The organism is Embleya sp. NPDC020886, assembly GCF_044333915.1.
In the GTDB taxonomy this organism is placed as follows: domain Bacteria; phylum Actinomycetota; class Actinomycetes; order Streptomycetales; family Streptomycetaceae; genus Embleya.
The window spans coordinates 45,645-63,472 of the sequence record NZ_JBIRRX010000001.1; the positions used below are offsets into that span (position 1 = coordinate 45,645).

The 17,828-nt window shown below is 69.5% G+C and carries 15 protein-coding genes; 9 read left to right on the forward strand and 6 right to left on the reverse strand.

Annotated elements, in window-relative coordinates:
• Positions 1–3: 3 nt before the first annotated feature.
• Complete coding sequence (locus ACH4U8_RS00170; protein ID WP_360312676.1) at positions 4–1,608, reverse strand: carboxyl transferase domain-containing protein; 1,605 nt, start codon at positions 1,606–1,608, stop codon at positions 4–6.
• A gap of 77 nt (positions 1,609–1,685) precedes the next feature.
• Here ACH4U8_RS00170 and ACH4U8_RS00175 point away from each other — a divergent pair, with 77 nt between their 5' ends.
• Positions 1,686–2,249: a TetR/AcrR family transcriptional regulator gene (locus ACH4U8_RS00175; RefSeq protein WP_360312674.1), complete on the forward strand. Its 564-nt coding sequence runs from the start codon at positions 1,686–1,688 to the stop codon at positions 2,247–2,249.
• 26 nt (positions 2,250–2,275) lie between these two features.
• Here the strand turns inward: ACH4U8_RS00175 and ACH4U8_RS00180 are convergent, their stop codons facing one another.
• The 3 genes from ACH4U8_RS00180 to ACH4U8_RS00190 form a co-directional block, all read right to left on the reverse strand.
• Positions 2,276–2,746: a hypothetical protein gene (locus tag ACH4U8_RS00180; protein ID WP_395775384.1), complete on the reverse strand. Its 471-nt coding sequence runs from the start codon at positions 2,744–2,746 to the stop codon at positions 2,276–2,278.
• Between the two features lie 280 nt (positions 2,747–3,026).
• Positions 3,027–3,683, reverse strand: a complete 657-nt coding sequence (locus ACH4U8_RS00185; RefSeq protein ID WP_395775385.1) for an alpha-ketoglutarate-dependent dioxygenase AlkB family protein — start codon at positions 3,681–3,683, stop codon at positions 3,027–3,029.
• A gap of 91 nt (positions 3,684–3,774) precedes the next feature.
• Positions 3,775–4,599: an enoyl-CoA hydratase family protein gene (locus ACH4U8_RS00190; protein WP_360312668.1), complete on the reverse strand. Its 825-nt coding sequence runs from the start codon at positions 4,597–4,599 to the stop codon at positions 3,775–3,777.
• 298 nt (positions 4,600–4,897) lie between these two features.
• On the opposite strand from ACH4U8_RS00190, the gene ACH4U8_RS00195 reads away from it, so the two are divergent.
• Together ACH4U8_RS00195 and ACH4U8_RS00200 are read left to right on the forward strand one after the other, a co-directional pair.
• On the forward strand, positions 4,898–5,623 hold the full coding sequence (locus ACH4U8_RS00195; RefSeq protein ID WP_360312666.1) for a response regulator transcription factor: 726 nt from the start codon (positions 4,898–4,900) through the stop codon (positions 5,621–5,623).
• A complete protein-coding gene (locus ACH4U8_RS00200) occupies positions 5,623–7,029 on the forward strand; it encodes a sensor histidine kinase (protein ID WP_395775386.1) in 1,407 nt (468 codons plus the stop codon). Before ACH4U8_RS00195 ends, ACH4U8_RS00200 begins: the two co-directional genes overlap by 1 nt.
• Positions 7,030–7,120: 91 nt before the next feature.
• Here ACH4U8_RS00200 and ACH4U8_RS00205 read toward each other — a convergent pair whose 3' ends face one another.
• Entirely contained in the window at positions 7,121–7,525 is a 405-nt protein-coding gene (locus tag ACH4U8_RS00205) for a PaaI family thioesterase (RefSeq protein WP_395775387.1), read from the reverse strand.
• 104 nt (positions 7,526–7,629) lie between these two features.
• Here ACH4U8_RS00205 and ACH4U8_RS00210 point away from each other — a divergent pair, with 104 nt between their 5' ends.
• From ACH4U8_RS00210 to ACH4U8_RS00225, 4 genes are read left to right on the forward strand one after another with little or no spacing between them, the layout of a single operon-like run.
• On the forward strand, positions 7,630–8,079 hold the full coding sequence (locus ACH4U8_RS00210) for a hypothetical protein (RefSeq protein ID WP_395775388.1): 450 nt from the start codon (positions 7,630–7,632) through the stop codon (positions 8,077–8,079).
• A gap of 11 nt (positions 8,080–8,090) precedes the next feature.
• A complete protein-coding gene (locus tag ACH4U8_RS00215; RefSeq protein WP_395775389.1) occupies positions 8,091–11,033 on the forward strand; it encodes a DUF6531 domain-containing protein in 2,943 nt (980 codons plus the stop codon).
• On the forward strand, positions 11,014–12,390 hold the full coding sequence (locus ACH4U8_RS00220) for an RHS repeat-associated core domain-containing protein (protein ID WP_395775390.1): 1,377 nt from the start codon (positions 11,014–11,016) through the stop codon (positions 12,388–12,390). Before ACH4U8_RS00215 ends, ACH4U8_RS00220 begins: the two co-directional genes overlap by 20 nt.
• Complete coding sequence (locus ACH4U8_RS00225) at positions 12,387–12,899, forward strand: hypothetical protein (protein WP_360312654.1); 513 nt, start codon at positions 12,387–12,389, stop codon at positions 12,897–12,899. The genes ACH4U8_RS00220 and ACH4U8_RS00225 overlap by 4 nt, the downstream gene beginning before the upstream one ends.
• 107 nt (positions 12,900–13,006) lie before the next feature.
• Here ACH4U8_RS00225 and ACH4U8_RS00230 read toward each other — a convergent pair whose 3' ends face one another.
• Positions 13,007–13,903, reverse strand: coding sequence for an alpha/beta hydrolase (locus ACH4U8_RS00230; RefSeq protein ID WP_360312650.1), 897 nt, complete (start codon positions 13,901–13,903; stop codon positions 13,007–13,009).
• 212 nt (positions 13,904–14,115) lie between these two features.
• On the opposite strand from ACH4U8_RS00230, the gene ACH4U8_RS00235 reads away from it, so the two are divergent.
• Together ACH4U8_RS00235 and ACH4U8_RS00240 are read left to right on the forward strand one after the other, a co-directional pair.
• Complete coding sequence (locus ACH4U8_RS00235) at positions 14,116–15,570, forward strand: glycosyltransferase (protein ID WP_395775391.1); 1,455 nt, start codon at positions 14,116–14,118, stop codon at positions 15,568–15,570.
• Entirely contained in the window at positions 15,567–17,789 is a 2,223-nt protein-coding gene (locus ACH4U8_RS00240) for an ArnT family glycosyltransferase (protein ID WP_395775392.1), read from the forward strand. Before ACH4U8_RS00235 ends, ACH4U8_RS00240 begins: the two co-directional genes overlap by 4 nt.
• Positions 17,790–17,828 lie beyond the last annotated feature (39 nt).

Below are 17,828 nucleotides of genomic sequence, written 5' to 3' on the forward strand. Positions count from 1 at the left end.
CCCTCACATCCGGAACAGACCGAATTGCGGCTGCGCCAGCGGCGCGTTTCCGCACGCCGTCAGCGCGAGCCCCAACACGGTGCGGGTGTCGAGCGGGTCGATGATCCCGTCGTCCCACAGCCGCGCGGTCGCGTAGTAGGCGTTGCCCTGCCGCTCGTACTGGTCGCGGATCGGCTGCTTGAACTCTTCCTCGCCGGTCCAGTTCCCGCCGCTCGCCTCGACCTGGTCGCGCTTGACCGTGGCGAGCACGGTCGCGGCCTGCTCGCCGCCCATCACCGAGATCTTGGCGGTGGGCCACATCCACAAAAAGCGCGGACTGTACGCGCGGCCGCACATCGAGTAGTTGCCCGCGCCGTGCGAGCCGCCGATCACCACGGTCAGCTTGGGCACGCGCGTGGTGGCCACGGCGGTGACCATCTTGGCGCCGTGCTTGGCGATGCCGCCGTGCTCGTAGTCCTTGCCGACCATGAAGCCGGTGATGTTCTGCAGGAACACCAGCGGCACGCCGCGCTGGTCGCACAGTTCGATGAAGTGCGCGCCCTTGACCGCGGATTCGGCGAACAGGATGCCGTTGTTGGCGACGATGCCCACCGGGTGGCCGTGGATCCGGGCGAACCCGGTGACCAGCGTGGTGCCGTATTCGCCCTTGAACTCGTGGAAGCGCGAGCCGTCCACGATCCGGGCGATCACCTCGCGCACGTCGTAGGGTGTGCGCGCGTCGGGTGGGACCACCCCGTAGAGCCCGGCCGGGTCGACCGCGGGCGGTTCGATCTCGCGCACGTCCCACGGCAGTTGCGGGCGGTCGCCGAGGGTGCCGACGATGTCGCGGACGATCCGCAGCGCGTCCTTGTCGTCGCTCGCCAGGTGGTCGACCACGCCGGAGATGCGCGCGTGCACGTCGCCGCCGCCCAGGTCCTCGGCGCTGACCACCTCGCCGGTCGCGGCCTTCACCAGCGGCGGGCCGCCGAGGAAGATCGTGCCCTGGTTGCGCACGATCACCGTCTCGTCGCTCATCGCCGGCACGTACGCGCCGCCGGCGGTGCACGAGCCGAGCACCGCGGAGATCTGCGGAATGCCCTTGGCGCTCATCTGCGCCTGGTTGAAGAAGATCCGCCCGAAATGGTCCCGGTCGGGGAACACCTCGTCCTGCATCGGCAGGAACGCGCCGCCGGAGTCGACCAGGTACAGGCACGGAAGCCGGTTCTCCAGTGCGATCTCCTGCGCCCGAAGGTGCTTCTTGACCGTCATCGGGTAGTACGTGCCGCCCTTGACGGTCGCGTCGTTGGCCGCGATCACGCATTCGCGGCCGGCCACCCGGCCGACGCCCGCGATGATCCCGGCGGCCGGCGCGTCGCCGCCGTACATGCCGTCGGCGGCCAGTGGGGCCACCTCCAGGAACGGCGTGCCCGGGTCGAGCAACGCCTCCACCCGGTCGCGCGGCAGCAATTTGCCGCGCGCGGTGTGCCGCTCCCGGGCACGTTCGCCGCCGCCCAGGGCGGTTGCCGCCAGCCGGTCGCGCAGCTCGCCGACCGCGCGTTCGTGTGCCTCCGCGTTGGCCCGGTACGTCTTCGCCCCCGGGTCGGCGGCTGTGCCGAGCACGCTCTCCATGACACCGCCTCAAGTTAACCTGCGTTCACCTGCCCCCGAGGTTAACCACGGTTAATCCGAGTGTCTAGCATGGACACATGACCATGAGCCGTCGAGAGCAGATCCTGCAGGTGGCAGCCCGACTGTTCGCCGAGCGCGGCTACCAGGGCGTGGGCATGGACGACATCGGCGCGGCGGTGGGCATCAGCGGCCCCGCGCTGTACAAGCATTTCCGGGGCAAGGAGGCGATGCTGACCGAGTTGCTGGTCGACATCAGCGAGAAACTCCTGGCCAGGGGGCGGGAGCGGGCCGCGATCGAGGATCCGGCGCAGGCGTTGGCGGCGCTGATCGAGGGGCAGGTCGACTTCGCGCTGCGCCACCCGGACCTGATCACGCTGCACGACCACGCGCTCAACCAGGTGCCCACGGCCGAGCGGCACCGGATCCGCCGGGTGCAGCGCGCGTACGTGGAGATCTGGGTCGACGTCGCCCTCAAGGCCCATCCGGGCCGACTGGAGGACCGCGAGGCGCGCGCGGCGGTGCACGCGGCCTTCGGCCTGATCAACTCGACCCCGCACACCCTGCGCACCCCGCAGCGCATCCTGGCGCCGATGTTGCACCGGATGGCCCTGGGCGCCCTCGCGGCGGCGGCGACGCCCTAGCGGCGAGGGGGCCGCCGGAGGTCGGGCTAACCGACCTCGTATGGGATGTCCACCGCGTCGGTGCGGCCGGACCAGGACAGGTCCAGGTGCCAGCAGCCGGGCGCGGGCAGGTCGATGTCGGCCGGGCCGGGGCCGTTCGCCAGCTCGCGGGTGACGAAGTGGCTGCCGCCGACCAGGGTCGCCTCGATGTGCAGCGCCCGGCTCGGCCGGTCGTCTTCGGCCGGGCCCGGGCGGGCCGCCCACAGGATCCTGCTGGGCCGGCCGGGCTTGGCCGGGGCCGAGTACGGATAGCCGAGCAGGATCGCGACGATCTCCCCGCGCGCGCCGAACACGTGCGGGGCGGACGCCCCCGGCGCGAGGCCCGAGCGCGCCCACCCGGGTAACTCCCCGCGGGCGACCGCGGACCGGCACGGGCCGGCGGCGGCCGCCGGCGACGCCGAGACCACCGCCTGATACCGGGCCGGGCCGCCACATGCCACCAGGGCTGCGGCACTCAAGGCGATGAGCGGACCGACCCGACGGCGTTGCGACGACATGACGCTCCCAACGGCTCGCCCGGTCGGCCCTGTTCGGGCCGCGACGATGCCTCGTGGTGGACCCGGACTCCCCCGAGGAATCCGAGGGGTGATCGACCGACTCCGTTCGGTTACTCGTACGAGAGTTCCCTTCCCGGGCGTGATCCGTCAACCCCGTCCCACGGGCAGAGACTGCGGGGCCGGGCGCGGCGACCCGAGGCCGGGTGCGGCGAGCGGGCGTGGCGGCCTCGGGGACGCGCCGTCATCGGCCGGGTCGACCCGATGCCCGGATGGTGATGTTGAGCCGCCCGCCGGCCAGGCCGGTGGCCGGATCCCCGGTGCCGGGGCGGATCCTGGGCACCCCGTGGTAGGCGAGCCGGGACGGGCCGCCGAACACCACGAGGTCGCCACCGTGCAGCTCCACGTCCGTCCACGGACGGGTGCGGGTCTCGGTGTTGCCGAAGCGGAACACGCAGGTGTCGCCGATGCTCAGCGACACCACCGGGGCCGGCGAGTCCTCGTCGGCATCCCGATGCAGGCCCATTTTCGCGTTCGCGTCGTAGAAGTTGACCAGGCCGATGTCGTACGGGTCGCTCGGGCTCGATCCGTACACCTCGGCCACCGCCCGCCGGGCCAACGCGCCCAGCAGCGGCGGAAAGGGCTTCACCCGCTCGCCGGTGGGCAGTTGCTCGGTGTAGCGATACGGCTCCCAGTAGAGCCCCAGGCACACGCTGCGCACGCTCATCACGCCGCCCGAGGGCATCACCACGTTCCGCATACCGGCCGGCGGCGCCGCCCAGGCCCGCGCCGCCACCACCAGTTCGCGCTGCTCGTCGAGCGTGAGCCAGTCCGGTACGTGCCAGGCCCCGGGCGCGAGTTCGACCCGCTCCCGGGGCAGCCGGAACAGTCCCTCGTTCACCCGCGGCACCGGTTCGTCCGGGCCGAATCGGCCGAAGTCACCACGCACCGCCCGCCGATGCCCGGCCGACGCGGCGCCCGCGGGTGTTCGCTCACCCGGTCACCCACTTCGGCGCGCGCTTCTCCCGGAAGGCCGCCATGCCCTCGGTCGCGTCCGCGGAGGCGAACAACTCGGCGGAGCGCTGCGCGAGGGCCCGACCGTCCCGATCGAAGCCGGCCCGGAGCGCTCCGGTGGTCAGCTTCTTGGACTCGATCAGCCCCTGGCGCGAGCACAGTCGGAACGAGGCGACCAGCGCCGCGACCGCGTCGTCCGCGCCGGCGACGCCGTCCACCGCGCGGGTGAGCAGCCCGATCCGCTCGGCCTCGACGCCGTCGAACACGTCGCCGGTGAGGAAGTAGCGCGACACCGAGCGCGGGTCCATCCGCGGCGCCGTGGTCAGCGAGATCACCGCCGGGCTGAGCCCCAACCGCGCCTCGGTGAAGGCGAACGTGGCCTGTGCGGGCGCGATCGCCAGGTCGGCGGCCCCGACCAGACCGATGCCGCCCGCGCGCGCGTTGCCGCGCAGGTGCGCGACCACCGGCACCGGCACCTCCACCACCAGGCGCAGCAGCGCGAGCAGTTGCTCCGCGCCCTGGGCCATGCCGCCCTCGGCCGCCTCGCGCAGGTCCATGCCCGAACAGAAGGTCGGTCCGGTGTGGGTGAGCACCACCGCGCGCACCCGCTCGTCCACGCCGGCCTCGGCCAGGTGGTGCCGCAGTCGGGCGACCAGGCGGGCGGAGAGTGCGTTGCGGTTGGCGGGCGAGTCCAGGGTGATGGTCGCGATCCCGTCGTCCAGGGTCATCCGCGCCGGGTCGTCGGTCGGCGTCGGGTGTTCCGGTTCGGCGTCCAGGTTGATGCGTGCCGGCTCGGCGTCCACGGTTCTCCTCCGGGTTCGGGGCGGTCGGCGCGACGGCCGGGGGTGACCGGGTCGCGCGGGCCCAGCGCCGCGACCGGCGGGAGTTGCCGCTCGCGATACTGGTGCCGTGGCCCTAGATCCTCACATGAGCGGGTCACCTTCGATCGAACGGCGTCGCTTTCATGTTCCTTTCATGTCCAGCGCGCACATTGGCACGACACGCATAGTGCCGAGTCCACACGGAGGGTGTCCGCGTGCGACCGTGGGGCCACCCGCAGTAATCGATCCCCGGGTCCGCCGAATGAAGGAGCCGCTCGCCATGACGCCCGCCGCCGACACCGGAACGCCGCACATCCTCGTCGTGGACGACGAGCCCGCCGTACGCGAGGCGCTCGAATCCAGCCTGCGCTTCGAGGGCTACCGGGTCACCCTCGCCGACGAGGGCGTGGCCGCGCTCAGCGCGATCGCCGGCGACGCGCCGGATCTGGTCCTGTTGGACGTGTTGATGCCGCGGATGGACGGCCTCACCGCGTGCCGGCGACTGCGCGCCCGGGGCGACACGCTCCCGGTGCTGATGCTCACCGCCCGCGACGCGGTCGGCGACCGGGTCACCGGGCTGGACGCGGGCGCGGACGACTACCTGGTGAAGCCGTTCGAGCTGGACGAACTGCTGGCCCGGGTACGGGCGCTGCTGCGGCGCAGCGCGATGTCCGGCCCGACCGAGACGGCGGACGACGCGCTCGCGTTCGCCGACCTGCGGATGGACACCGCCTCGCGTGAGGTCACCCGGGCGGGCCGGCCGATCGATCTGACCCGAACGGAGTACACCCTGTTGGAACTCTTGCTCACCCACCCGCGTCAGGTGCTGACCCGGGAGCAGATCCTGCGCAACGTCTGGGGGTTCGACTTCGAGCCCGCGTCCAATTCGCTCGACGTCTACGTGATGTACCTGCGCCGCAAGACCGAGGCGGGCGGGCTCCCCCGACTGGTGCACACCGTGCGCGGCGTCGGCTACGTACTGCGTGCGGCGGAGACGCCGGCCTGATGCATCGTCACCTGCCGCTGCGCGCCCGCCTGGCGCTGCTCACCGCGCTCGCCGTCGCACTCGCCGTCGCGGCGGCGGCGGTGACCTGCTGGGTATTGACGCGCAATCAGCTCCGCGAGCAGATGGACCGGACGCTGGCCACCACCGGGACGCCGTTCATGAACCCGCGCGGCGGGCCCAGCGCCACCATCGCCGACATCTGCGGCCGGCCCGCACCGCCGTTCCAGCGTGGCCTGTTGACCTACCAGGTGGTCCGGGCCGACGGGTGGTCGTGCACGCAGTTGGGCACCACGACCGACCCGGTCGCCCCGGTGCCGGTGCACGCGGCGGACAAGGAGGTCGCGGCGGCGAACGCGGCGGAGGACAACAAGGTGGTCTTCCACGACGCGACGGCCAAGGACGGCAAGCACGTCCGGGTGATGACGCAGCACGTGAGTCGGGATACGGCGGTGTCGGTGTCCCGACCGCTGGCCGAGATCGAGAGTTCGCTGGACAGCCTCGCGGTGTGGCTGGCGGTGGTGAGCGCGATCGGCATCCTGGGCGCCGCGACGCTGGGCCTGTTGGTGGCGCGGGCCGCGCTGCGGCCGGTGGACCGGCTCACCGAGGCGGCCGAGCACGTGGCGCGCACCGAGGATCTGGACATCGTGATCCCGGTCGCGGGCAAGGACGAGATCGCGCGTCTGGGCCGTTCGTTCAACGCGATGACCGCCTCGCTCAAGGCGTCCCGGCTGCGCCAACAGCGGCTGATCGCCGACGCGGGGCACGAACTGCGCACGCCGCTCACGTCGTTGCGCACCAACACCGACCTGCTGTTGCGCAGCGAGCAGACCGGACGGCCGATCCCGAGCGCCGACAAGGAGCGCCTGCTGCACAACGTCAAGGCGCAACTGGTCGAACTCTCCGACCTGGTCGGCGACCTGCTGTTGCTGGCCCGCCCGGAGCACGTGCCCAGCACGCCGCCGAGCACGAGTACCGGGCTGCACATGGCGATCGAACGTGCGGTCGAGCGGGCCCGGTTGCGGGCGCCGGATGCCCGGATCGAGACGGAGATCGAACCCTGGTTCGTGCGGGGCGAGCCGGCGGCGTTGGAGCGGGCGGTGGTCAACCTGCTGGACAACGCGCTCAAGTTCGGCGGTTCCGGCGCCGAGGCCACGGTGTCGGTGCGCCTGCGGGACGGCGAACTCACCGTGCGCGACCACGGGCCCGGGATCGCCGCCGCCGATGTCCCCTACGTCTTCGAGCGCTTCTGGCGCGCGCCCGCCGCCCGCGGCCTGCCCGGCTCCGGTCTGGGGCTGGCCATCGTGGCCCGCACGGTCGCCGAGGCGGGCGGCACGGTGGCCCTGGAGCCGGCCGCCGACGGGCCCGGCACGATCGCGCGGATACGGCTGCCGGGCACGCCGGGGTGAGCGCGGGCCCCGCCCGGGGGGTCGCCGGGCCCTGTCCGGCGGATCCTGGTGGGTCCGCGCCGCCCGGCACCGGACGACCCGGCCCGATCCGTCAGGATCCGCCGGACAGGGCCTGAGCAACCACCCGGATGCATGCGGTCGCGGTCGCCACGGCCACCGGTTTGCCGTCGGAGCCGACGAGTTCACCGGCGAGGAAGCACACCTCCCGGCCCCGTTGCACGATCCGCCCGCGTCCCAACAGCCGGCCGGGGCGGGCGGGCCGCAGGAACTGCACGTGCAGGTCGAGCGTCGGCGCGAACCGGTCCGGCGGCAACGTGGCGACCAGCGCCGGCCCGAGGGTGTCGTCGAGCATCGCGGCCAGGAAACCGCCCTGGATCACCCCGACCGGGTTCACGAACCGCTCGTCGGCCGCGAACGCCACCTCGATGGTGCCCCGCTCCGGATCGACCTCGACCAACTCCCACCCGAGCAACAACGCCGCCGGCGGCGGCGCCACACCCGAGCACGCTGCCCCGGGAGCGAAAACCTTACGGGACGTGTCCGATGACTCCATTAGAGTTACCGGATCCTTGTTCGACTCTGTGCTGGGGGCGACTATTCATGGTTGACGCGGTACCGGACGGTGGCGGCGGAAGCTTTCAGGTCACTGTGGATCATCTGCGAAAGACTGTGGATCCGTTGATCGCAACGCTGCAGGTGGCGGATCGGATCTGGAAGGACGATGGCCAGATCGCGGCCGGGGTCGAGCGGTGCGGTTCGGATCCTGTGACGAACGGCGTGCGGCGTTTCGTCCATGAGTGGGGTCATGCCATGGGTGTGGTGGTGAAGCAGGGGTCGGCGATCGCCGCAGCACTCCAACAGGTGGTTGCCAACTACGAGTTGGCCGAGCATCAGGCGCAGCAGGGGTTCGTCCCTGTTCCGCCCGGGCCCCTCGAGCAGCTGTCACAGAACGCCGGGATCCCTCGGCAACCGAATCCGCTCGCGCCGAACCCGCCGGTTCCCCCGGCCGGCCGGACTCCGCCGGCTTCTGCCGCGCCTGCGGCGAAGTAGGGGTGGGCTCTGTGGGCAAGAACAGCATTCCCGATTGCCCGGTCGTCACGGACCTGATCCCGGGTGACGCAAGTGTCCTGGAGACGCTGGCGGATACGTTCGCCTTGTATTCGACCTCGTCGGCGGACGCGGCCGGTCGAATGCGGCCCATGGCGAAGATTGAGGAGTGGGGCGGCAAGGCTGCCGAGGGGTTCGTCGGCCAGATGGAGGATCTGCCGAAGACCCTGGACAAGGCCGTTCGGCATTTCACCGATGCGGCGAACGCGTTGCGCGGATATGCGGGTGCGTTGCGGCAGGCGCAGGCAGACGTCGCGGCGCGGGTAATCCCGGAGGCAAACGCGGCGCGCGCATGGTCGGCGCAGTGGCAGATCGACCGCGAAACCGCCCGGAACAACAACGTGGCCCCGTCGACCCCCGACAAGGACTTGGGCAAGGAACGACTCAAAGAGGCCGAGGAGGAGTTGGGCCGGATCCGGGCCCGACTCAAGGACGCTCAGGAGAGCTTCACCGAGAGCATCGACAAGGGCATCCAGGCGGCACCCAGCGGCGGTGACCCGATCACCACGGCGCTCACCAGCTTCGGGGGCGGTGCGAAGGACAGCGTGGTCGGTCTGGTGGAGACGGCCGCGATGCTGAACCCGGGCCGGCTGTACGCGGAACCCGGGGCCTACCTGACGGACCTCAAGCAGATCGCTGCCGGTTACCAACAGGCGTTCAGCGACCCCGTGGGGTTCGCGAAGAACGCGGTCAACTGGGAGGAGTGGAGCAAGAACCCGGCACGAGCCCTCGGTCTCACCGCCCCCGACCTGCTCATCTCGGTGCTGACAGGCGGCGGCAGCAAGGCGGTGACAATCGCCCGACCGGACGCCCCCGATCCGGTCGATCTGAGCAAAAAGGACCGCCCGAAGGAGACGTGTGAGTCCTGCGGGGATCCCGTCGATCCGGTCACCGGCGAGGTGTCGTTGACGCAGATCGATCTGCGATTGGCGGGTGTGCTACCACTCGTGCTCGGGCGCGATCACCGATCCTCCTACCGCCACGGCCGCCACTTCGGCGCATCGTGGGCATCGGTACTCGACCAGCATGTGGAGTTCGACCAGGACGGGGTCGTCTTCCGGTCCGCCGACGGAGTGACCCTGCGGTATCCGATGCCCGAGCCGGACCGATTCGTACTTCCATACGGCGGCTCGCGCTGGCCACTGGCCTGGGACGGTCAGCCGGACGGAGCGGTCGTGATCGGCAAACCGAAGCTCGGTCTGGGGTTGACGTTCCGCCCAATCGCCGACACGAGGATCTTCCTCCTCGAATCCATCATCGATCGCAACGGCAACGCCATCGCAATCGAATACGACGACCACGGCACCCTCATCGGGGTCCGACACAACGGCGGCTACCAAATCGCCGTGGACACGGCAATGGGTCGGATCGTCACCCTGCGCCTGCTCGACACGCATCCGGAGAGTCATCTTCCGTCTGCGGGCGACGAGTTGGTTTTGGTGCGCTATGGGTACAGTGAGCGGGGCGACCTGACGGAGGTGTTCGACTCCAGCGGTGCGGCCCAGCGCTTCACCTACGACGACGAACACCGGATGATCTCGTGGTGCGATCGCAACGGAACCGAGTATCACTACGAGTACGACTCCGCAGGTCGGTGCGTACGTGCGTGCGGGTCCGACGGATACCTGAGCGGTTCTTTCCGCTACGACGACACGTACCGGGTCACCTACTACACAAACTCCCTCGGCGACATCAGCAAGTACGCCTACAACGAGTGGTCACAGGTCGAGCGAATAGTCGACCCGATCGGCCACACCGTCGTCAAGCAGTGGGACCAATGGCACCAACTCCTCGCCGTCACGGACCGATCCGGGCACACAACCCGATACACATACGACCACCTTGGCAACGTGCTGGGCATCGAGCGCCCCGACGGCACGCAGATAACCACGGAGTATGACGGGCCTGTTTGTCTCCCCGTTCGGGTGACCGGTCCCGGGGATTCGGTTCGGTTGTATACATACTCGGCACGAGGAAATCTTCTCACCTCAACAACCTCCACCGGAAACACCACGGTCTTCGATGTCGACGAATACGGCGCCATCACATCTGCCACGAACTCACTTGGGGCCGCCACAACGATGACGCGGAACCCCGCTGGTCTGCTCACTCGGATGGTCGATCCGTCAGGTGGCGTCACGACGTACGAACGTGATGCCTGGGGCCGGGTGGTTGCCACTACCGCACCCGACGGCGCGGTAACCCGCCAAGCTTGGACTCCCGAGGGCCGACCCTGCCGGCGCGAAGGCCCGGACGGCGCACACCAGACCTGGATCTGGGACGGCGAAGGAAACCTGATCGAGCAGTGCGACGCGGTGGGAGGGATCACCCGCTTCGAGGTGGCTCACTTCGATTTACCTGCGGCCCGGATCGACCCCGATGGAGTGCGATACGAGTTTGCCTACGACACCGAGCTTCGACTGACCGAGGTCACCAACCCACACGGACAGACCTGGACGTACGAATACGACCCGGGAGGTCGCCTGATCGCCGAGACCGACTTCGACGGCCGGGAAATCACCTACCGCCACGATCCATCGGGCCGGTTGATTCTGCGCAGCAACGGCGCAGCCGAGGTCGTCTCGTACGCTCGTGACACAATGGGTCGCTTGGTCTCCCAGCGGCTCGAAGCCGATGGGCACACCACCACCTTCGCGTACGACGCCTGCGGCCGCCTGATCCAAGCGACAAACCGCGACGTGCATCTTGCCTTGAAACGCGACATGGCCGGTCGAGTCGTCGAAGAGAACAGCAACGGTCATGTGTTGGCCAACACATATGACGAAGTGGGACAGCGTACGCGTCGCGAAACCCCGAACGGCGCAATCGCCGAGTGCCGCTGGTCGGCCGGTCGCGCTGACCACGGCGGACGAGACGATGGTTTTTACTTACAATGAGGCGGGCCGTGAAGTCGGGCGAGCCTTCGGTTCGAGTCTCAACCTCGCCACAACCTGGGATATCGCAGGACGATTGAGAACTCAATCCCTCAGCGCCGGCTCGGAACAAAATAAACTGATCGCTACTCTGGATCCAAGCGGGGCGCCCGAGCGGATTACCCATCGCGAGTACAGCTATCGCGCGGATGGCTTCGTCACATCATTGGAGGATCAAGCGACCGGAATTCGTACTTATGATCTCGACCAGATGGGGAGGGTTACCGCAGTCCACGGCCACAACTGGTCGGAACGCTATGCATACGATGCGATCGGCAACGTCACGGATGCATTCTGGCCGGGTTCCGATAACCACGATCAAGGTGGTCGGGAGACTAAAGGGACATTGGTCCGCCGCGCCGGCCGCACCCACTATATTCACGACGATCAAGGACGCATCGCCCGTGTGACACGCAAAACCTTGTCGGGGAAAAGTAGAGTCTGGCGGTACTCGTGGGATGCCGATGACCGTCTGACCCACGTTGTGACACCGGCGGGTGAGCAGTGGAAATACACATACGACCCCCTCGGGCGTCGGGTCGAGAAACGACGGATCGTCGACGACCATGAACTCGCTGAGCGAATTTCTTTCACCTGGGACGGCAATAGACTCGCCGAGCAGTCGACGAACGCAGGTGAAGTCACCACGTGGGACTACGCGCCGGGAACCCACCGCCCGCTGACCCAAACCGATTTCAAGCACTCCGCTCAGGACGAGATAGACCGACGTTTCTACGCGATCCTCACGGATTTGGTCGGCACACCCACCGAATTGGTGTCCTCGACCAGTGAGGTTTCCTGGCGCTCACGGCCGAGCTTGTGGGGAGCGTCCACCGAGGCGGCCGCAGACGTCGTTTGCCTTCTTCGATTCCCCGGTCAGTACTATGATGCCGAAACAGATTCGAGCTATAATCTGTTCCGATATTATCGACCAGAGATCGCATCCTACCAATCTGCCGACCCTTTAGGGCTTGCGGCGGCTCACAACAACCATGGCTATGTGACCAATCCGCTCACACTTCAGGACCCTCTCGGTCTCATTCACTGCGGCACGGGATCACCCGATGACGAGCCCTATTCATTCCCTATTCCCGACTGGGATCCAGGTAACGGGGACGGCGATGGATACGACACCACCCAAGACCACGAGAGGCAGAACAAACAAGCCAGGGACGCCATCGTAGTCGTGCAAGGTGAGATTGGTCGCACACTGACTCCTGCGGAAGTGGAGCGCGTGCATCATGAGATCTCCGGGAAGGGCTACGGCTATCAAGGTGTCTTGGCTGAAGTCCGGCATATGTTTGGAGGAGGGCGGCAATGAGCTTCGAACTGGAGCGGGTGAATGAGAGTCTGCAACGCGTGGTCGGTCTGACGTTTCACGAGATCGGCAGGTTTGAAAGCATGGCAACCCTCGGGTTCGGAGACGAGGTCCCGTTGACGACGACGGACGGCGGACCTGCTCGAACCGGCCGCGCATATGCGTTGCATATTCAATGTCCGTTCCGCTTGTTGCAAGGCAATCGGATCGTGCTTGGGTCCGAGGACCTGTATCGACGCCTACCCGAAGGTTCCCCTCCATCTGCGGACAGGGAACAGGAGTATGCGTACGACCGTGGGGCGGAAGTCGTCGAAGGTGTCCTGAGCCGCGCAAAACCACGCATCCTTTCCATCGCCGTCGCTGAAATCGGGGATCTGCGAATCGAACTGGAACAGGCGATCAGGGTCCAGGTATTTCCGGCGACTCCATCGCGTCATGAGGCGTGGCGTTTCCTGCTGCCCAGGTTCGGGCACGACGACGTCGTCTTCCCCTGGGCGCGCAAAGCGCCGTGATGGGGCCCACTTGGTGCTTCGAGCGCGGATGGCAAACACGGCGCAGAATGGTCCCGACTGTGATCGGGTCCGCCCGGGCCCGACGATGGGACCGGGCGGAGCGCGGGTCACTCCCGGGGGAAGGCCGCCAGGTGCTCCAGTAGTAGGGCGGTCAGGGCTTGCGCGCCGTTCTCGGGGACCCAGTGGTCGACGTCGGCCAGTACCTCGAAGCGGTATGGGCCTGCGACCGAGGCGGCGGTGGCCTCGGCGGCGGTGCGTCCGAGGGCCGTGTCCCGGTCGCTCCAGACGTAGAGGGTCGGGACTTCGATCTCGCCGATGTCCCGCAGCACCTTCGGGTCGATCGCCCGGTACCAGTTCAACGCCCCGGTGAGCGCGCCCGGTTCACGCAGCACCGCGAGGTAGCGTTCGGTGATCTCGGTCGGGAGCGAGGCGAACGCCGCCCGCAGGTAGGCCGCGTCGTCCGCCAACAGCTTCTCCTCGGCGACCCCGCGGGTGCGGAACAGGTTGATGTACGAGGACTGTTCGCGCTGCCCGCTGCTGTCGTCGCGCACCGCCGCGGCGAGTGCGGCCGGGTGCGGCGTGGACACCACGGTCAGCGTGCGCAACCGCTCCGGCCGCAACCCCGCGACCTGCCACGCGAGCGCGCCGCCCCAGTCGTGCCCGACCAGATCCACCCGGGACAGGCCCAGCGTGTCCAGTACGGCGAACACGTCGCCGACCAACTCGTCGCGCCCGTAGGCCGATTCCTGGGGCGGCCGGGCGCCCGGCGAGTAGCCGCGCTGGTCGAAGGCGATCGCCCGGTAGCCGGCCCGGGCCAGGCCCAGGAGTTGCGCCGTCCAGGAGGCGGATGTCTGTGGGAACCCGTGCAGGAACAACACCGGGCGGCCGTTCGCCGGTCCGGCTACTCGGGCGTTGAAGACCCATTCCCCGGCCGGGATCTCGACGGCCTCCACGAACGGTTGCGCGGAATCCGCGCCCACTGAGCTACCCGCCGAGGTGTTCATCCGACCTCCGAATCGCTGTGTCGCGCCGCGCCCGTCTTGCGATCGGCAGCATCGGCGTCTCGAAACGCGAGATTCGCATCCCACGGCCGTCCGCGCCAGCCCCCATCCGGCCGACTGCCGGCGCTACCCCGGTTTCCGGCCGCACATCGATTCTCATCCCGCCTTAAGAAACGCCTCAGACGGCTCCCAGGCCGTCTCGACACCGTCGCGGCATGAGCCTGACGACACCGATTCGCACGCGGATCGTGGACGTGGTGGTGCCCGTGTACAACGAGGCACACGTCCTGGCCGCGAGCGTGCATCGACTGCACGCCTATCTGCTCGGCGGATTCCCGTACGCCTTCCGCATCGTCATCGCGGACAACGCCAGCACCGACGCGACCTGGCGGGTGGCCCGCGAACTGGCCCGCGAACTGCCGCACGTACGTGCGGTGCACCTGGACCGCAAGGGTCGCGGCCGGGCGCTGCGCAAGGTGTGGGCCGAGTCCGACGCGGACGTGGTCGCGTACATGGACGTCGACCTGTCCACCGACCTGGACGCCTTCCTGCCGCTGGTCGCGCCGTTGGTCAGCGGCCACAGCGATCTGGCCATCGGCACCCGACTGGCCCGTTCGGCGGCGGTGGTCCGCGGGCCGCGCCGCGAGGTGGTCTCGCGGTCCTACAACCTGCTGCTGCGCGGGGTGTTCGCGACGCACTTCTCGGACGCGCAGTGCGGCTTCAAGGCGGCGCGCACGGTGGTCGCGCAGGCGTTGCTGCCGCATGTGCACGACGAGGAGTGGTTCTTCGACACCGAACTGCTTTTGCTCGCCGAGCGCAACGGGTTGCGCATCCACGAGGTCCCGGTGGACTGGATCGACGACCCGGACAGTCGGGTCGACGTGTGGCACACCGCGCTGGACGATCTGCGCGGCATGGCGCGGGTGGCCAGGCGGATCGCGGCGGGAACGTTCCGGGTGTCGGTCCCGGCGCGGGTGCGCGACGCGCGGCTGCCGGCGTCCATGCGCGTGCAACTCCCGCGCTTCGCGCTGATCGGGCTGGTCAGCACGCTGGCGCACCTGCTGCTGTACGTCCTGTTGCGCGGTGACATGGGCCCGCTGGCCGCGAACGCGCTGGCCCTGACGATGACCACGATCGCGAACACCGCGGCCAACCGCCGGTTCACCTTCGGGGTACGCGGGCGGGCCGGGGTGTGGCGCCATCAGGCCCAGGGCGGCCTGGCCTTCGTGGTCGGGCTCGCGTTGAGCAGCGCGACGTTGGGCGCCCTGCACGCGGCCGTACAGCGGCCTTCGCGGGGGGTCGAAGTGGGCGCGCTGGTCGTGGCGGGGGCGGTGGCCACCATCGTGCGGTTCCTGCTGCTGCGGGTGTGGGTGTTTCGTACGGCGGGAGTGGTGGCTTCGGTGCATGCGTCGGGGTCGGACGATCCGGGTGGGCCGGACGATCCGAGCGACCCGGCGGATCCGGGCGGGTCGGCGGGTTCGGCCGGGTCGGCGGGCGCGACAGGCCCGGGCGCGCGGATTGCCTCGGTGACTTCGATCACGTCCAACGCGACGCGCGGTGCGGCCGGTTCGGCGGGGTCGACCGGTTCGCCGGTCTCGTCGGGCTCGGTCGGCTCGGTCGGTTCGATCGCTCCGGTCGGTTCGATCGATTCGGCAGGTGAGGACGCATGACCGCCGTGGTGGCTCCGCTGCCCATCCCGGTGCCCGGGAGCGGCGCGGCGACGCGACAGCCCTGGTACGCCCGACTGGCTCGCGGACGCGAGGCGGATGCGCCCTGGGTGCGCCCCGCGTTGCTCGCGCTGCTGATCGGGACCGGTCTGCTGTACATCTGGGGCCTGGGCGCCTCGGGCTGGGCGAACTCGTTCTATTCGGCCGCCGTTCAGGCCGGGACGCAGAGTTGGGAGGCGTTCTTCTTCGGGTCCTCGGACGCGGGCAACTCGATCACCGTCGACAAGACCCCGGCGTCGCTGTGGGTGATGGGCCTGTCCGCCCGGGTCTTCGGCGTCAACGCGTGGAGCATCCTGGTCCCGCAGGCGCTGGAGGGCGTGGCCACGGTCGGTGTGCTCTACCTGGCCGTACGGCGCCGATTCCCGGCCTGGGCCGGGCTGTTGGCCGGTGCCGTGCTGGCCCTGACCCCGGTCGCGGCGTTGATGTTCCGGTTCAACAATCCGGACGCGCTGCTGGTGCTGCTGCTGACCGTCGCCGGATACGCGGTGTTGCGCGCCCAGGAGCACGCGAGCACCCGATGGCTGTTGCTGGCCGGCGCCTGTGTGGGCTTCGGGTTCCTGGCCAAGATGCTCCAGGCGTTCCTGATCGTGCCCGCCTTCGCGCTGGTGTACCTGGTCTGCGCGCCGGTCGGCTTCTGGCGTCGGGTACGGCAACTGCTGTGGTCCGGGCTCGCGTTGTTGGTCGCCGGCGGCTGGTGGATCGCGATCGTCGAATTGTGGCCTGAATCGTCCCGTCCCTACATCGGCGGCTCGCAACACAACTCGATCCTCGAACTGACGCTGGGTTACAACGGCCTCGGCCGGCTCAACGGCAACGAGACCGGCAGCGTGGGCGGCGGTGGCGGAGGGCCGCGCGGTGGCGGCGGCAACTGGGGTGCCACCGGGTGGGACCGGCTGTTCAACGCCGAAATGGGCGGCCAGATCTCCTGGTTGTTGCCCGCCGCGCTGATCCTGCCGGTGGTGGGCCTGTGGGCGACCCGGCGCGCGCCGCGGACCGATCCGGCCCGGGCGGCGATCGTGTTGTGGGGCGGCTGGTTGCTGACCACCGGGTTGGTCTTCAGCTACATGGCGGGCATCTTCCACGCCTACTACAACATCGCGTTGGCCCCGGCGATCGCCGCGGTGGTGGCGATGGGGGCCGCGCTGCTGTGGGAACGGCGGCACGATCCGCGCGCCGCGGCGGTCGCGGCGGTGACCGTCGCGGTCGGCGCGTGGTGGTCGTACCACCTGCTCGACCGCACGCCGGACTGGCATCCGTGGTTGCGGCACGTCGTGCTCGTCGGCGGAATCCTCGGCGCACTGGCCGTGTTCGGCGCCGCGTTCGTCGCGCTGCGTGGGCTCGCGCCGGTGGCCGCCGCGGTGTCCGTGGCGGCGCTGCTGGCGGGGCCTGCGGCGTACACGTGGGACACCGTCGCCACCGCCAAGGGCGGGTCGATCCCGAGCGCGGGCCCGGCGGGCGTGGGCTTCGGGCGCGGCGGACCGGGTGGGCCCGGTGGACCGGGCGGCTTCGGGGACGGGCAGCGTGGGGTCCAGGGCGGCGGGCCGCCGGGGCAAGCCCAGGGCGGGCAACCCGGCCAGGGAGCCCAGCCGTTCCAGGGCCTTCCCGGGCAGAACGGGCAGACCCCCGACGGTACGGCCGGTCCGCGCGGGCAGCGAACCACTCCGGGCAACGGCGCCGTTCCGCCCGGAACGACGCCGCGTCGAGGCGGCGGCGCAGGCGGCGGCGCAGGCGGGGGCGGCATGGGCGGCCTGCTCAACGGCAGCACCCCCGGCAAGGAGGTGGTCGCCGCCCTGAAGAAGAACAGCGACGACTACACGTGGGTGGCCGCCTCGGTCGGCTCCAACAGCGCCTCGGGCTATCAACTCGCCACCGGGAAGCCGGTCATGCCGATCGGCGGCTTCAACGGCAGCGACCCGTCGCCGACCCTGGCCGAGTTCCAAAAGTTGGTCAGGGATGGTCGCATCCACTACTTCATCGGCGGCGGGGCCGGTGGCGGCATGGGCGGCGGCGGAATGCGCAGCATGGGCGGCAGCAACGCCTCGCAGAGCATCTCGACCTGGGTCGAGCAGACGTTCACCGCGAGCACCGTGGGCGGGGTGACCCTGTACGACCTGACGGCACCGACCGGGAATGTTTCCGACGAATCGTCACCAACCGCCTGACGGGCTGTCAATCCACCTACGGTGAGCGGCAAACGGCGG

Bases quoted from the DNA above. Each gene is read 5' to 3' on its own strand.
- ACH4U8_RS00230 (WP_360312650.1), bottom strand. From the start codon at position 13,903: ATGAACACCTCGGCGGGTAGCTCAGTGGGCGCGGATTCCGCGCAACCG.
- ACH4U8_RS00225 (WP_360312654.1), top strand. From the start codon at position 12,387: ATGAGCTTCGAACTGGAGCGGGTGAATGAGAGTCTGCAACGCGTGGTC.
- ACH4U8_RS00210 (WP_395775388.1), top strand. From the start codon at position 7,630: ATGGTTGACGCGGTACCGGACGGTGGCGGCGGAAGCTTTCAGGTCACT.
- ACH4U8_RS00235 (WP_395775391.1), top strand. From the start codon at position 14,116: ATGAGCCTGACGACACCGATTCGCACGCGGATCGTGGACGTGGTGGTG.
- ACH4U8_RS00200 (WP_395775386.1), top strand. From the start codon at position 5,623: ATGCATCGTCACCTGCCGCTGCGCGCCCGCCTGGCGCTGCTCACCGCG.
- ACH4U8_RS00240 (WP_395775392.1), top strand. From the start codon at position 15,567: ATGACCGCCGTGGTGGCTCCGCTGCCCATCCCGGTGCCCGGGAGCGGC.
- ACH4U8_RS00195 (WP_360312666.1), top strand. From the start codon at position 4,898: ATGACGCCCGCCGCCGACACCGGAACGCCGCACATCCTCGTCGTGGAC.
- ACH4U8_RS00175 (WP_360312674.1), top strand. From the start codon at position 1,686: ATGACCATGAGCCGTCGAGAGCAGATCCTGCAGGTGGCAGCCCGACTG.
- ACH4U8_RS00220 (WP_395775390.1), top strand. From the start codon at position 11,014: ATGGTTTTTACTTACAATGAGGCGGGCCGTGAAGTCGGGCGAGCCTTC.
- ACH4U8_RS00170 (WP_360312676.1), bottom strand. From the start codon at position 1,608: ATGGAGAGCGTGCTCGGCACAGCCGCCGACCCGGGGGCGAAGACGTAC.